Source organism: Gordonia sp. ABSL11-1 (assembly GCF_030315685.1).
Classification (GTDB): domain Bacteria; phylum Actinomycetota; class Actinomycetes; order Mycobacteriales; family Mycobacteriaceae; genus Gordonia.
The window spans coordinates 21,180-36,506 of the sequence record NZ_JASXSI010000035.1 but is presented as its reverse complement, the minus strand read 5'-3'; the positions used below and the strand labels follow the sequence as shown (position 1 = coordinate 36,506).

At 65.3% G+C, this 15,327-nt stretch carries 11 protein-coding genes; 4 read left to right on the top strand and 7 right to left on the bottom strand.

Annotation, left to right across the window (positions count from 1 at the left end):
- Nucleotides 1-98: 98 nt before the first annotated feature.
- Nucleotides 99-647 carry a hypothetical protein gene (locus QSJ19_RS24685; protein ID WP_286323690.1) on the bottom strand — a complete coding sequence of 183 codons (549 nt, stop codon included), beginning with the start codon at nucleotides 645-647 and terminating at the stop codon, nucleotides 99-101.
- 883 nt (nucleotides 648-1,530) lie between these two features.
- Here QSJ19_RS24685 and QSJ19_RS24680 point away from each other — a divergent pair.
- On the top strand, nucleotides 1,531-1,701 hold the full coding sequence (locus QSJ19_RS24680) for a hypothetical protein (protein ID WP_286323689.1): 171 nt from the start codon (nucleotides 1,531-1,533) through the stop codon (nucleotides 1,699-1,701).
- On the opposite strand, the gene QSJ19_RS24675 is transcribed toward QSJ19_RS24680, so the two are convergent.
- Nucleotides 1,691-3,388, bottom strand: coding sequence for an ABC transporter ATP-binding protein (locus tag QSJ19_RS24675; RefSeq protein ID WP_286323692.1), 1,698 nt, complete (start codon nucleotides 3,386-3,388; stop codon nucleotides 1,691-1,693). The two genes, QSJ19_RS24680 and QSJ19_RS24675, sit on opposite strands and share 11 nt — an antisense overlap.
- 317 nt (nucleotides 3,389-3,705) lie before the next feature.
- Between QSJ19_RS24675 and QSJ19_RS24670 the strand changes: the two genes are divergently transcribed.
- The gene (locus QSJ19_RS24670; protein WP_286323688.1) at nucleotides 3,706-4,722 is read left to right on the top strand and encodes an SDR family oxidoreductase; all 1,017 of its coding nucleotides are present in this window, start codon (nucleotides 3,706-3,708) and stop codon (nucleotides 4,720-4,722) included.
- A 62-nt stretch (nucleotides 4,723-4,784) separates the two neighbouring features.
- Here QSJ19_RS24670 and QSJ19_RS24665 read toward each other — a convergent pair whose 3' ends face one another.
- Nucleotides 4,785-5,618 carry an SGNH/GDSL hydrolase family protein gene (locus QSJ19_RS24665; protein ID WP_286323687.1) on the bottom strand — a complete coding sequence of 278 codons (834 nt, stop codon included), beginning with the start codon at nucleotides 5,616-5,618 and terminating at the stop codon, nucleotides 4,785-4,787.
- Nucleotides 5,619-5,713: 95 nt separating this feature from the next.
- Nucleotides 5,714-6,772: a lipase family protein gene (locus tag QSJ19_RS24660; protein WP_286323686.1), complete on the bottom strand. Its 1,059-nt coding sequence runs from the start codon at nucleotides 6,770-6,772 to the stop codon at nucleotides 5,714-5,716.
- A 279-nt stretch (nucleotides 6,773-7,051) separates the two neighbouring features.
- Here QSJ19_RS24660 and QSJ19_RS24655 point away from each other — a divergent pair, with 279 nt between their 5' ends.
- Entirely contained in the window at nucleotides 7,052-8,932 is a 1,881-nt protein-coding gene (locus tag QSJ19_RS24655) for a glycosyltransferase family 2 protein (RefSeq protein WP_502876340.1), read from the top strand.
- Entirely contained in the window at nucleotides 8,929-11,061 is a 2,133-nt protein-coding gene (locus tag QSJ19_RS24650) for an acyltransferase family protein (RefSeq protein ID WP_286323685.1), read from the top strand. Before QSJ19_RS24655 ends, QSJ19_RS24650 begins: the two co-directional genes overlap by 4 nt.
- 42 nt (nucleotides 11,062-11,103) lie before the next feature.
- On the opposite strand, the gene QSJ19_RS24645 is transcribed toward QSJ19_RS24650, so the two are convergent.
- The 3 genes from QSJ19_RS24645 to QSJ19_RS24635 form a co-directional block, all read right to left on the bottom strand.
- Nucleotides 11,104-12,648, bottom strand: a complete 1,545-nt coding sequence (locus tag QSJ19_RS24645; protein WP_286323684.1) for a hypothetical protein — start codon at nucleotides 12,646-12,648, stop codon at nucleotides 11,104-11,106.
- A complete protein-coding gene (locus QSJ19_RS24640; protein ID WP_286323683.1) occupies nucleotides 12,645-13,649 on the bottom strand; it encodes a glycoside hydrolase family 26 protein in 1,005 nt (334 codons plus the stop codon). The genes QSJ19_RS24645 and QSJ19_RS24640 overlap by 4 nt, the downstream gene beginning before the upstream one ends.
- Nucleotides 13,650-13,916: 267 nt before the next feature.
- Nucleotides 13,917-15,167 (bottom strand): HNH endonuclease, encoded by a 1,251-nt coding sequence (locus QSJ19_RS24635; RefSeq protein WP_286323682.1) that lies wholly within the window; start codon nucleotides 15,165-15,167, stop codon nucleotides 13,917-13,919.
- Nucleotides 15,168-15,327 lie beyond the last annotated feature (160 nt).

The following is a 15,327-nucleotide window of genomic DNA, read 5'->3' as shown; positions in this document are numbered from 1 at the left end:
ATCTCTCAACCGCAACGCGGATCCGCGTTGCGGTTGAGGCCGTCGGGAGCGCTCATGGCCTCGACGTACTCGACTTCCGATCGAGCGCTCCCCGCCGCCTACGCCTGCAGGTAGCGAGTCCGGAAACGTCTGGCCCACATCTCTCGTAGCACCACAGCCACGAAGATGATGACAAGCGCGACCACTGGGCGCATCCACTGTCCGCCGAATCCTCCGGGGGTCGCGGCGAGGAACAGCACGTAGCCGATCAGCGGAACGGCGACGTTGAGCACGCCTGGAACCAGTAGGCCTGTCGCCCAGCTCTGTACCGCGGCGGCGAGGACGGCGACAACGATCCCGACGATCGAGCAGAGGGCGAGGTCAGCGAACAGATTGTCTGCGCCGAATCCGGAAGTATTGAACAGACAGCGGCTTTCGGCGTTCTCCGATCCGAGCGGGCTTGTGTCCATGCAATAGACGCGGATGCTGTCGCTGAAGGACACGGATCCCGGATATCGTGGACTCCACCAGTTCACGCCACCGGCGATCAACGAGGAGACCACGAACAACCACCACGCCAGGTCGCCGACGAGTCCTGCCGCCCTCGCGATCTGTCGTCGCCGGGTGTTGTCTCCAGGAGGCGGCACGTTCGGTGTCTCATCACTCATCGCGCATCCCCTTGCGGGCGTGCTCTACGGGAGAAGGGTGCGGTCCGGCTGAGGCTCGATCAGCCCTCGGCAGGGTCGAGGTGCCGAGAGCACCGATTCGTGCGATCCGGTGTTCACGAGCCTCGTCGGCCGGGCCGATGCGCGATATCTCGACATTGTCCATGATGCTGCGGACACTACTAGTGTCTGTATGCGGGTGTTGATGCGAACGAGGCTGTTGTGAACGGTCAGCCTCGCAGGGCCATGGCGCCGTCGACCACCGCAGGGGGGAGTACTCGGAACAAGAAGGCGCGCATCGTCTTCCCGATGCCTTCGACGAGCCGCGGTGGCGCCTCTCGCGTGGCCGCCCCAGGGGTGATGACCGCGGATAGCCCAATCACGGCGTGGGGCGATCCGCATGAGAGTCACCCAGGAGCGGCGGTAAGTGGATTATCCACTCGTCGGTCCGCTCACGTGACTCTCATGTTGAGCTCGGGCATGCCGCACAGTGAGGAGTCTGTGGCGCCGGTGGTCTCACGGGAAGTCCGGGGTCGTCGATGTCCTGTCCTACGTTCGAAGGATGTTGGGATCGCACTGTAACGGACTCCCATGGCAGAACCGGGGTGAGGGGGCGTGAAGGACTGTCGCCTGAAGCAGGAGACGCGTGATGCGCCGAACGATCGTCACCATCGGATCAGTAGCGGTCGCCGCTGGACTACTGACCGCCGGAACAGGTTTCGGTGTCGCCGCGCCGACTCCGAATCTGAGCGTGGCGGTGACGTCGTGGCAATTGCGATGCCACCGGCAAGTCCGTGAACCTGACCGTGGCCAACTCCGGCGGTGAAGCCCGCGGAGTCCTGTCAACGGCTTCGTCTCGAACTGGGGGTACGGACGCCAGATTCCTGTGCTCGGCTCGGGTCAATCGCTGCGCCTGCCGATCAAGATCCCGTTCCCGACGCTGGGCCGGCAGCCGCGCGGTGTTGTGGTGCACGGCACCGCCGATAGCGATCTGCTGGACAACGTCTACGGCGGCATCACCTACCCCGCCCGTGTCGCTCATGCGATCAGCGTGTAGCGGACGATATCTGGAGTGTCTCGATGAGTTCGCGATAGAGCGAATCGGTGTCGAGGAGTTCATGGTGGGTACCGGTGGCGCGAATTGAGCCGTCGTCGAAGACGAAGATGTGGTCTGCGTCGATGATCGTGGACAGCCGGTGGGCCACGGTGACGACGACGCCATCAGCAGACAGTTCGCGGAGCGCGCCGATGATCGCGGACTCGGTGAGAGCGTCGAGTTGGGCGGTGGCTTCATCGAGGAGCAGGACCCGTGGGCGGGCTACGAGGGCGCGAGCGACGGCGATGCGTTGACGCTCGCCCCCGGACAGGGTGGACGCGGTGATGGTGTGATCGAGACCGTCGGACAGTGACCGGACCCGTCGATCGAGGGCAACGGTCGCCAGCGCACGCCAGACCTCGTCGTCGGAGATCGACGGTGCGGCGTGGGTGATGTTGTCGCGCACGGTGCCGGGCACGAGCGGGGCATCTTGTTCGACGTAGCCGATTTGCGAGCGCACCGCAGGGATGGTCCATCGCTCGTAGGGAATTCCGTCGAGCAGGATTCGTCCCGAGTCGGGATTGGTGAACCGCAACAGCGTCGAGAGCACTGTGGTCTTCCCTGCGCCCGAGGGGCCGACGAGAGCGATGTGGCCGCGATGAGGGACGGCCATGCTGACCGACTGCAGCGCGGGCGGTTGGTTGGGCAGGTAGCGCACGGTCACGTCCTCGAGCTCGAGCACCGCTCGGCTGTCGGCTTGGTCGATGAGGTGATCGTCGCGCGAGTCGTCTGGATCGGTTTCTCGATCCAGACCGGTCACTTCGTCGATACGACGGGCAGCGGCCAGGCCCGATTGCATGGTCGTGACGCTCATCATGATCATCCCGGCCGGGGAGGTGAGTGCGAAGACGTACAAGAGGAATGCGACCAGACTGGGCACGTCGAGCGCTCCGGTCGACACACGCCATGCACCGACGACCAACACCACGATCAGCACGACGTTGACGGCCAGCCCGGTCAGCATGGCGGCAGCCGCTTCGACCCGCACGGCTCGGACTCCGAGCTTCTGGGCGTCATCGACACGGTCGTAGAGGACTGCCAATTCTCGGTCCTCGGCCCGCGACGCTTTGACGGTGCGCATGGCGCGCACGGTGCCGTCCAGCCGTTCACCGAGCTGACCGAGTTGATCCTGGACCTGCTGCTGGAGGCGCGACAGCCGTGGCATCAACAGCAGGGCCAAGGAGATGCCCATGATGATCACGGCGGCGGTGAAGGCCAACAGGATCACGTCGAGGTAGGCCATCAACGCCAGGCTGCCCACCAGTGCGATGACCCCGTTGACGAACTGCACGACGCTTCCGGTGGCCGCTTCGCGGATCAGGGTGGTGTCCGAGGTCACCCGAGAGGCCATCTCCCCGGCGGTGCGGGAGGCGCCTATGCGCGCACGCAGCAGCGATGCCAACATCGAGCGACGAACTGATCGCACGATCCGCTCGGCCAACGATCCGAGCATCACCATCTGCACGTATCCGATCGCGGTGGATATCACCAAAACCCCGACCAACAGAAGGGCCACGCCGGTGACAGGAGTGTGAGAGTTCATTCTCTGCAACACTTCTCGAGTCACCAGTGGACTGATCAGCTCGACGGCAGCAGTCACGAGGCCGAGTATCAATGCCACGACGAGAACGGCGGCTTCGGGTCGCATCCACCGGCCCAATAACCGCCACCCGCCCCGGTCGAGCACCACATCGCGTGAGTTCGAGGACATACCGGCCACGATAGAGGCGACGCAAGCCGGTGACACTCGAGTGGGTGCGCGGCAGATGTTGTCGTGGCGCATCGCGCATCGACGTCAGCCTCAGCGGCCGGTGGCAACGACGTCACCAACAATGGGGGCACCTGGAGACCCCTGTGGTACGAGGAACGGTCAGCCCACGAGCACTGCGCGCTGGCCGGTCTGCAGGACCAACAGGTGGTGCCGTGAATTGTCCGAGGAGGAGCCCCTCCACTTCTGCAGCGACGATGGCCGATGTCGGCGGTTACGGAGAGGCGATGGTCGACGGACGCAAGCTCGAGCTCTCGGAAGAGGTCGTCGTGGGCCTGCGTGAGGACTCGGGGACAGTCGAGCGAGTCGATGGCCAGAACCATTTATTCACAACACTGTTCGTCGCCGTCAGCCTTGTCGCGGATGCCGTCTTCATCACTATCGCATTGATGGTGCTGTTCGTGACTGCGTCTCCACAGCCTCTCGGAGTCTGCGGCGTCTCGACGATGCTCCCTATCGTGGACGACATGGCACAACGAACCAACGGACGATTCGCGGGCAAGCACGTCGTGATCACTGGTGCGACGAGTGGGATCGGACGAGCCGGTGCACGTCGGCTGTCCGGCGAAGGGGCGTACCTGACGCTGACCGGAACGCAGGTCGAGCGGCTCGACGCTTTGAGGGCCGAGATCCCGAATGCCTCCGTAGTCGCCAACGATGCGTCGTCACGGGAGGCGGGTGAGGAGTTGGCGAGTGCTGTCGACGGCGGAATAGACGGATTGTGGCTCAATGCCGGCCGCGCAGCCGTCGGGCCGGTGGAGGCGGTTGACGCCGACGCATTCGATGCTCTGACCGCCGTCAACCTTCGTGGCCCGTTTCTCCAACTCGCTGCTCTTGCGCCGAAGCTCAACCCCGGTGCGGCTCTGCTGGTCACCTCATCGACCTCCGCGTACGAAGCTGCGGCGTGCACGTCGCTGTACGCCGCAACGAAAGCCGCACTCATTGCCGCCGCACAGTGCTGGGCGGCCGAGCTCGCCCCGCGGTCCATCCGCGTCAACACCCTGATTCCGGGCGCCACCGACACGAACTTCCGCGACTTCATGGCCACCGATGTCCGCGCCACGTTCGAACAGGGTGTGCTGGCCGACGCTGCCCTCGGACGCACCGGCACAGCCGACGAAGTCGCTGCAATGGCTGTCTTCTTGCTCTCCGACGACGCCGGCTACATCACCGGAAGCCAACACGTCGTGGACGGGGGGCTGTTACGGCGCTGACCGGCTGCTGCCCGACCCTGCTACAGGCGCGATGGCCTCTGCCACGGAGTTGTCACAGCTCACTACTGCTCTGTCGGCAAGCCGAACGCTGCCAAAACAGTCTTGGTCCACAGCTTTTGGCCTTGCGCGTTCGGATTGACAGTGTCGCGCATGACTGCCGACAGGCCGGCCGGATCGGTCGGAAACGCCGAGTACACGTCGATCACCTGGATACCCTCGGCGTCCATCGCGGAGGCGTAGCCGGACAGCTGGCTCGATGAGTCCGATCCCTGACGCGGCCCCTGCTTGATGACCGCGATGCTCGCGTTGGGGTACTTGCTGCGCAGTTCGGTGACCAGAGGTTGCACCTGTGGCGCAAGCGGCTTGGCCGTATCCTGCGTCTGACCGAAGTTCAACAGGATGAGATCGGGTGTGACGTCAGATTGGATCATTCTGTCCAGGTTCGACATCGTGTAATCGACATTCTTTCCGGACGCGCTCGCATTCCAGAATCCGACGGCACCATTGGTGCCGTCGCCCAATCCGACGATGGGTCCGTACGCATTTGTCGACGCATTCCAGAAACGCGTCGCGACCGGTCGTTCGAGATTCTGACTGATCGATCGTCCTAGTGCGGGTGCCCACCCGTTGGGGTCCGCTCCGGTCGAATCGCCGAGCAACACGATGGTCTTCGGGGTGCTCGCGTTCGCCTTGGCCTCCTCGACGAACTTCACCGTCGCGGGGGTGTCAGGTTCCTCAACACTTGTTGCGGCCATTCCGGTTTGGGCGGGCGAGGTGGGCGCGGTGCGGTTTCCGGAGATGATCAGGCCGACGATCAGGACGACGATGCAGACGGCCATCACGATCCACGCCCAGAGGGGAGCCGACCCGGCGATACGCTTCAACACAGTGGACATCCGAGCGACTTCCAATCCCGACGGCCGCGGTCACGGCGCGCCCCATGAACAAATGAAATCGTGGTCGGGTGACCACCGAGTTCACCATAGCGGTATCAACAGTCGCCGGTCGCGCTGTGGCCGTCTATTCGATCGCGCATCCAGGTGCCCATGATCGCGCCGGGATCGAGCGAATGCCCCTGTCCCTCACGACGGACTCGGAGGACACGGTCTCCGAGTGCGCACGCACGACCGAGTGTGACTTCCATCACATCAACAGGTATCACGTCGTCGTCGCTGCCGTACACCGCCAGGATCGGCACGTCGGTGGCCGTCCGCGGCAGTGTGAAACGCTGCAGCGCCGTGGTCAATTGACTCGCCGCCTGTGGGGACACCGAGACGAACGACGACGCGTCTGCGGTGGACATCGCCCGCGACAACGCGCCCTTGTTGCCCGAGCACGACACCAACCGTGCACTCGATGCCGCGGCGACGCCGTGCAGGTGATCCAGCGGGCGAATGTGCGGGTCCGACTTGGCGACCCCCTCGACGACAAGCGGGTACAGGTAGCGCTGCGCGATGGTCAGTGATCCCTGCTGGGCGCGCTCGACCAGGAAGGCCGGGTCGAGGAGCGGTGCCGCGGCCACCGCCCCGACGAGAACTCCGCCGCCGGACCCATAGGTCGAGTACTCCTCGGCAGCCGACCACGCGGCCGCACCGCCTTGCGACGCACCAACCGCCACCCAGCGAGAGCCGATGGTCGGTTCGATCGACCGCGCGGCGCGGACCGAGTCGATGATGTTGAAAGCTGCTGTCCTGGGCTCGAGATAAGGATGCGGCGCCGGCTCGTTCGCACGCACACCCAAACCCTGATAGTCGGTCGTGACCACTGCATATCCGTCTCTGAGGAACCCGCGGACCGCTGCGAGATCGCCGAACATCGTCGGATTGTCCGACGGCGCGCAGTCCCGGGTGATTCCAGTGGTTCCGTGCGCGTAGGCGATGAGAGGCCAGCCGGCGGATGGACGATCCCCGTCGGGGACGAACACCGCTCCGGTTACCGACGTGGGTGAGCCGTCGACACCCGACGTCGAGTGGTAGGTGATCCGGGTGATCCGTGTGCCGTCGGGGACACGCGCTGTCCAGGCCTCCGGCGCGTCCTCCGATCGGGCCACGAGTCCTCGGCTCTGTTTCGCCTCGGCGCTGACGATCCCGGCAGGCGACGAACCGGGTTCCGCTGAGTCGGGCTGCGACGCCGAGCAGGCAGAGATCACGCATGTCATCGCGGCGCCTAGCGCCGCAGCCTGAAGCGTCAACCGGAACTGCACACGAGAACGTTAACGACTTCAACGGATGTGGCAAGTACGACCCAGGACGACGACGAGATGCGATCGGACTTTCTGGTCTTTCAGGCGCGGTTTGCGCCTTTCCCGTTTGTGCCGGATTCTTGGTCAGTGGAGTTGTTGACAGGGCGTCACGGCACAGAATCTGTGTCGACGGCTGACAGCCCTGCCGCGCCTGCGAAGTCTCCACGGACGTTGAGGCGCCGACACGTCGATCCGCCTGCGCCCGAGCTCAATCCACTGGCGGTCGCCGCACCGGCCGACGAAGAGGTATACGAGTACCTCGGTCCGCAGATGCGGTGGGTGCAGATTTTCCTCATTGCGGCTTTTCTCCTTGCCGCGTGGTCATTGATCGCATTCTCGACGGCCCACCCGATGTTGTGGCCGGCGCTCATTGTTCTGGTGGCGAATGTGATCGGAACCACATTCTCGATCATCACCGGACTCAATCCACGGCGGGTCACCTGGCGGTCGCATCGGCAGTTGACGTCCGGATGGCGGCCTGCCGGGCGATTTCCGTCCGTCGACGTGTTCCTGCCCACCTGTGGCGAAGACCTCGCCATCCTCGACAACACTTATCGCCACATCGCGGCACTCGAGTGGTCGGGTGCGTTGACCGCACACGTCCTCGACGACGCCGACCGTCCCGAGGTGCGCGCGCTCGCCGCCGAGTACGGGTTCGCCTACGTCGTGCGGCCGGATCGGGGGCATCTGCGCAAGGCCGGGAACCTGCGATACGCGTTCAGCATCACCGCCGCCGACCTCATCGTCATCTTCGACGCCGACTTCTGCCCGCGTCCCGACTTCCTGGCACATCTGGTGCCCTACCTCGACGACCCGGAGGTTGCCATCGCGCAGAGCCCGCAGTGTTTCGCGACAACCGAAGCGATGGGCTGGGTGCAGCGGACCGCTGGTGCGACCCAGGAGTTCTTCTACCGGTGGGTGTTGCCGTCGCGGGACCGGATCGGCGCGGCGAACTGTGTCGGGACATCGGCGGTGTACCGCCGCAGTGCCCTCAACCGGGTAGGCGGTTTCGCAGCCATCGAACACAGCGAGGACCTGCACACCGGTCGCCATCTACAGCAGGCCGGATACGACATCCGGTACGTGCCGGTCGTGTTGTCGCGGGGGCTGTGTCCGCCCGACCTCGCCGGATTCCTGAACCAGCAGTACCGCTGGTGTCAGGGATCGTTGTCGCGACTGGTGCACAGTGAGCTCGCCGACCCGCCGCGACGGCCCACGGCGCTGCAGCGATGTGCCCTGTGGGCGGGTGTGTTCTATTACCTGACGACGGCGATGAACGTCTTCCTGCTGTTCCTGCCCGGCATCATCATGGCCGGCTTCTACCCGGAGGACGTGCACCCTGCACAGTTGGTCCCGTTCCTGCTCGGCCTGTGGGTCTACGTCGTGCTGTTTCCGCTCGTTTCACGGACCCGGTGGCGGTTCGAGGTGCTGCGGATTCAGATCGCCTACAGCTTCGCCCACACGATCGCCATCTGGCATAAGTTGATCGGACGCGAGATCGGCTGGGTCCCGACGGGCGCCATCGGAAAGACCAACTCCCTCGGCCGATCCATCAGTGCGCTCGGCACGCTGGTGTTGGGTTCCTCGCTCGTCGCGTTCTGGGTGGTCACCGTCCTCGCTGTCCGGGAGTGCGGTCTCGCCGAGTTCTGGATGATGGCCGGTTTCGTGCTCGCCTATACCTATCTCGCAGCGCCGTTGTTCGTCGCCTTCGTGCGGGTCCTCCTCCCGCGGGCCGCACGGGTTGTCGAAACCGTGTCCGAAGGTTCCTCGGACGATTCGCTACTGCCCACGCGCGCCGACCTCGTTGACGGCTCCGACGGTGTCGACTCGACCGGTCGTCGACCCACCGGGCCGAACTGGAACCGCATCTCCGGGTTCGAGGTCGTCGGGTACACGATCGCCATTCTGTTCATCGGAGCGCTCGCGCTCGGTTGGTTCGACATCATGCTGCCCTGGACCGCCGCGTGACCGGCCCGGCGGAGTCGAAGGCCGGCACGTTCTTCGGCGACATCGCCGGACTGCGCGGTGTGGCAGTGCTGCTGGTAGTGCTCTTCCACGCGCACGTCCCGTTCATGACCGGCGGGTTCGTCGGTGTCGACATCTTCTTTGTCATCTCAGGCTTCCTGATCACTCGAATCCTGTTGCGCGAATACGAGAACACCGGATCACTCTCGTTCAAGGGCTTCTACGCACGACGAGCGCGACGGATCATCCCGGCGGCGGCGTTGGTGATCGTCGTGTCGATCATCGCCGCGGCATTGTGTATGCCACTGCTCAAGGTGTTCAAGCAGGCTATCGATCTCCTGGCGGCGGCTGCGCAATTGGCCAACTGGCACTTCATCTCCCAGAACGCCGATTACCTCGCGGGCGCCATCGACGGCAGTCTTGCCACGCATTTCTGGTCGTTGTCGATCGAGGAACAGATCTACTTCGTGTGGCCCCTCGCTGTGTTCGGTGCGGCGGCACTGGCGACCCGCACGGCTCTGCGTCGGGTGCTGTCGGTGCGGGTGTCCGTGGGAGTCGTCGTCGGCGGGGTCACTGCCGCATCGTTCATCTCGGCGCTGCGGCTCACCCCGTCGGACCCGGCGCTGGCCTACATGGCGACCTACAGTCGCGCCTGGCAGTTCGGTGTCGGCGCGCTGGTCGCGGTCCTGGTGCCGGTGCTCACACTGTTACGGACGGATCTGCCACGGGTGGCCGGCGTGCTCGCCTGGGTGGCGGGCTGGATCGGGTTGGGTGGCGTCGTCGCTGCGGCGGTCACGTTCGACGCGCACACCCGCTACCCCGGTACCGCCGCCCTGCTCCCGACCTTCGCTGCGGCGCTGGTGATCGCGGCCGGGCAGATCGTCGGGGTCCGGTCCCTGAAGAGCGAGCGTGCCGTGGGGTCCCGGTCCGGGAGGAGTGAGCGTGCGAGCGTCACCAAGGGCCACATCTACGCCGGCTCACTCCTCGCCACACCGCCCCTGCGTTTTCTCGGACGAGTCTCCTACGCCTGGTACCTCTGGCATTGGCCTGCGATCGTCCTGTTCGAGACGACCACAGGCACCTCCTCGTGGCCCGCGCTGCTCGGGGTGTCGGCAGTGGCTCTGGTGATCGCGACCCTGTCGACGATCTTCTTCGAGGAACCGATCATCGGGCACCGAGAACTCCGCCGAAACGCGTCCGCGTCGATCTCCGTCGGTGTCACCGGGGTCGTCGTCGGACTCGCTGTCACGATGACCGCCGGTGTGATCACGGTGCAGATGGCCAGCCGCGACACGGTGGCGAACGCTGCGCTCAGCTACCAGTCCGTTTTCGGGCAGGAGGCGGCGGAACCGGCAGGACCCGTGGTGCCCAACCCCTTCCAGGCCTATGACGATCGGCCCGAGCCGCACGACTGTCTCATTCCGGTCGGTGATCTCGACGCCCGGCACAGTTGTGTGTTCGGCGCTCCTGACGGTGTGCCGGTCGTGCTGTTCGGCGACAGTCACGCCGACCAGTGGTCGGAGGCGGTACGGGCGATCGGCGCGACACACGGTTGGCGGATTCACCAGTTCACCAAAGCTGCATGCCCCGCCCAGAATCTGCCGCCGCAATCCGGGGTGCCGGATCCTTTTGCCAAGCAGGAGTGTGCCGCCTGGCGACGGACCGCGCTCGACCAGATCTCGGCGCTTCGGCCGGAGATCATCGTGTTCTCGTCGCTGTCGACGTACGTTCCGTCTTACTCTGCAGCGGAACGTGCTTGGGACGAAACACTTTCGGCACTTCGACGTACCGGAGCCCGACTCGTCTACATCGCCGATACCCCGTACCCGGGTTTCCAGATCGCCGACTGCATCTCCGGGGCGATGGACAATTGGCACAAGTGCGATTTCGAGCTCGACGGTTTCGATCGGATCGAGCCGATTCTCGACGCGAAGGCCAGAGGAGAGGCGTCAGATATCACCACGGTCAGCGTCAATGATCTTCTGTGCGAAGGCAATCTGTGTTTCGCGGCGCGCAACCGCATCCTGTTCTACCGCGACGACTCGCACCTGACCGCGACGGCCGCTCAAGTCCTCGAGCCTGCGTTGATCCGCCGGCTCGACGAGGCGCGGTTCGACTACGGCGGACGGTGACGCACGGTCAGGACTCGGCCGCCTACGCGCCCGACTCTCGCGTCATCCCAACTCGCCGTGCGGTCGGTCCTCCGGGAGGTCCACCTCGACCGTTTCCGGCCACGCCATGGTTCCGCCCAGCTTCGTGATGCGCTGCAACTCGCCGCTGACCGCGAGCCAGATCGTGCCGGACTCATCTTGAGTCAACGACGGTTGCGGGCTGAGAATCGGTGCGGTGTGGACGGGTTCAAGCGTTGCCCGGTCGAGGACGGTGAGAAGCCAGAACTTGCCGCGGCTGCGGTCGTAGGCCTTGGGTCCGGCCAGCGGCCACCAGGACCGGCTGGTCCGGTCCGGTGGGTGGCAGACGGTCCAGATGTGGTCGCCCACCGCACCGGCGTACAGGAACCGACGTGGGATGGTGCGCCCGTCGCTCATCGCGAGTTGCGGCGTGACATCGGTGAAGGTGTCGTTTTCGGCCACGGCGGTGAGCGGCTGACCGAGCAGCGTCCACTCACCCGGGTAGGGGCGATCGGCGCGGGGCAGCAGCGGACCTTGCGCCACTGACCCATTCAGCGCGACGCGGACCATCCGGTGCCGCCGCGGTTCGTCGGAATCGCTGACGACAACGACGAAGGACTGTCCGTCTGCGACCGCATCAAACGGCGTGCCCACGACGGGGTCGACCTGTACCGGCTCGCTGCCAGGCTCGTGGATGGTCCACGACGCGGTGGTGCCGCAGGCAAGCAAGATATCGCCGAGCGTCGCGCAGACGGTCGACGGAATGTCGCTCACCTGAGTCCCCATCTCGGCGCCGGCCTCCACCCGGAAGGTTCCGTCGACACCGCTGACCCAACACCCCGTCTTCGTCCCCCATACTCTGCGATCCGACCGCACGGCACCAGGGAACAGATGGGCCGTGGGAGAACTGTTGTCACCCAGGCAGATGAGCTTCGGCAGCACGCGGTCGAGAACCCACACCTGATCACCGGAGGCCGAGACGTCGCCGGTGACCAGTGCCGGTCGCGGGGGGAGTTCGGGCACATCGTCGAGGTCGAGAGTGATCAGGACGCCGATGTCGGCGCGAGACACCTCCGGAGGATCGTCGGTGAACAGTCGCTCGTCGGAGAAGAAGCGTGGCGAGCGGTCGACGGTCCGGTACTCGCGACGTCCGGGAATCGGTGCGAACCGTTCGCGGGTGTCGACACGCTGCCAGAACATGGTGGCGATCTGCACGCTGGTCACCCGACCGCGCACCCAACCCGCGGCGTCGATGCCCATCACGCCCATGAACAGTCCGGTGATCTCCACGCGTCCGGTCCGTGGGCGCGTGCCGTGCCAGGTGGCGGTCCAGCCGTCGCCGCGCAGCATTCCCGTCCACGAGGCTGTGCCGCGGTGGACGACGGGTGCCCGACCCGACGGCTCGAGGATGCCGCGCACAGTGGTGGTATCAGGTTCAGTCGCCGGTCTCTCGCTGAACAGCAAGGGAAATGCGGAGATCTCCCCGACGGCGGGAGGGGCGATCTGTCCGTCTTCGATCGCGATGTGATCGATCAGAATGGTCAACACACGAGCGCGCCCTTGGTCGGGCTCGGCGGGGTCGCCACTCATTGCTGACTTTGCATCGAGGACAACGACGTTCGGAAGGCCGCCAACGATGCGGGAGTCGAGTTGAAACGCCAGTCACGCTCCTTGTCGGTCTGGAACCAGAGGAACGATTCGAGTCGGGGTTCGCGTTGGACGATGGCGAAGAAGTCGCGAATCCAGTTCGCCTTGTCGTCGGGTGCGTTGCCCTCGGCGCTGGCGACTTCGGTGATGAGAATCGGATGAGTGGTGTCGAGCCGTCGTAGTGCAGCGAGGCTGGCGGTGAACAGGTTGTCGGCGGACTGCCAGTGATGACCGGGCACGGTGCCCCAGTTGTAGCCGTCGAGTGCGACGAGATCGACGTGATCGCTGCCGGGGTACGCGGCAGCGAAATCGTTCGTGCCCTCGGTGATGACGTTCGGCGCCCAGACGAACTGCACCTGATCGGCTGCCGCTGCTCGGATCTGCCGGCGCATCCGCATCCAGGCCTGCCGATAGTCTGCTGCGCTGTTGCCGTTGACACCGATCGACCACGGATACCACGTGCCGTTCATCTCCTGGGCGAAGCGGAGGAGCACCGGCCGTCCCCACGCGGCGAGCTCGGCGCCCCACCGGCGCAGGTCCGCGTCGAACGCCCCGGAGGCGACACGGCGGAGCGCATGGGACGGTTGATCGATGCCCCGGCCCGCAATCCAGGGTTCGAGGGTCAGCAGGGGAGTCGCCCCCGCATCGGCGATGGCGGTCAATTCCGCGACAGGGGCCGAGTCGCCGATGGCGGCGAAGCGGTGCAGGTACCCCGGGCGAGTTCCCGCGAGGATGGTCAGCTGGTGCATGGGGGAACGTGAAGAGCCGGGCGTGGGCAGGACCGACGGGATGAAGGCGCCCCACGTTGGATGGTCCGTCGCAAGATCATCCCCGGGCGCGCACGCCGCGGTGGTGCCGGCCGCCAGCGTGCCCAGCGCGGCAAGTCGGAGCGCCGCACGACGCGTGAGTGCGCGTGATGCTGCTCGCTCAAGACTCAGGGTCACGCTTTGCAACGTAAAGCATCCGAGTCGGCAATGCTGCATAGGTGTCCCATGCCCGTCGGCCACGAGTCGCCACGGACAGACCTCGGCCAGCGAGGCTTCGCGAGGTGCCGGCCCACGCCGCTGACCGAGAAGGCAACAGCGACTGTGCGCCTTCTTGGTCAGCGGGTCGGGGCCCGCCGCTTTCACACTGTGGAGTTGTCAAGGTACGGATGCGGTCCCGGCGTGGCCGGGTGCGAGATTGTGGTCGGTGGAAAGTCGGTTATGGGGTCAGGCGGCGACGGCGTCGAGAGTCAGGGTGCGTCTGCTGTAACTGGGTAACGCTCGCTGCTCAGGGTCGACGGCGGTCGGTGGGGTGAGCCAGGCATGGTGGTCGGCGCCGATGAACACAGCCCAGCCGTTGTGGTGGACGTCGGCGTGACACGACGGGCAGAGCAGGCAGCCGTTGGCCAGGCACGTGTCACCGCCCTCGCCCCACGGGGTGATGTGGTGGGCGTGGCATCGTTCGGCGGGTGCACCACATTTGATGCAGCATCTGTCGCGGATGTAGAGGGCTTTGCGTTGAGCCGGGGTGAACAGGCGTTTGTCTCTGCCGACATCGAGGGGGACGGTTTCGCCGTCGACGAGTAGTGGTGTGATCGTTGGGTCGCAGGCCAGTCGGTTCATCGTGGCGCGGGTGACCGATCCCATGAACTCCAGCGACGACAGCGATGGGGCATCGGCGGGAATGGTCAATAGGACGTGCGTTCTCGGAGTCATACTCACGTCGTTACCGCCCCCAGCGGCGATGTCGAGCACGGTCTCCAGGGCGTCGGCCAGGCGTCGTTCGGTGGAACGCGCGTCGGGAGAGCCATCGGGTTCGGGGCGAGGCGCGCCATAGCGTTCCATCGCGGCCTGGAATTTATCGCCGACTTCGGTGTCGAGGTCGGCGTCGACGTGCAGGCGTCCGTCGGTGGTCGTGTGTTTGGTGAGGGTGTTGATGGTGCGGTCCTCGGCGGCGGGCAGTCCGCCGGGGGTGTCGTCGGCGATCTGGTTGCCCAGGGTGCGGGCACGGTCGCTGATCTCGGCGGGGGTGGTGCCGGAGAAGTGCTGTCCGAGAAGATCTGTCACATAACTTAGACGCGCGGTGTCGTCGATCGGTTCCGGTGATCTTTTCCCAATGTGCTCGATCCCGCGGACGATGGCGTCGGCGTGTTCACTGGAGATGACGCCGTCGACGGCGTGCGCGGTCAAGGTGGGCAGCAGCGCGAGCGCACCGGCGATACGGACGTAACGCTGCGCCACAGACGGGGCGAAACCCATGAAGATCAACAACTCTCGCGTGGAGCGGCCGTGATCTTTGGCCACCCGCAGCCGCTCGAGTGTTCCGGTCAGCTGTGCTGCGTGATGGTCGATCAGATTCCGAATCTTATACAGGGCACGCATCTCCTCGAACGCGCTCTGCCCGGTCATCGACTCGTGGTCGAGGTGAACGGCGCGTAGAGCGTCGCCAACGATGGCGAGTGATGTGGTCGATGACATTGCGGCCTCCCGAATGACAGAACAGGACAGCAGGACTCAGGTGTCTCAGGTGTTCTGTGCACGGGCCGGCAGATGGACACGGGGCGCGCTACGTCTTCTTCTTTCCTGCTGGTGACAACACTACGACATGGCACCGACAAGATCGGATTGGCGAGTCCGA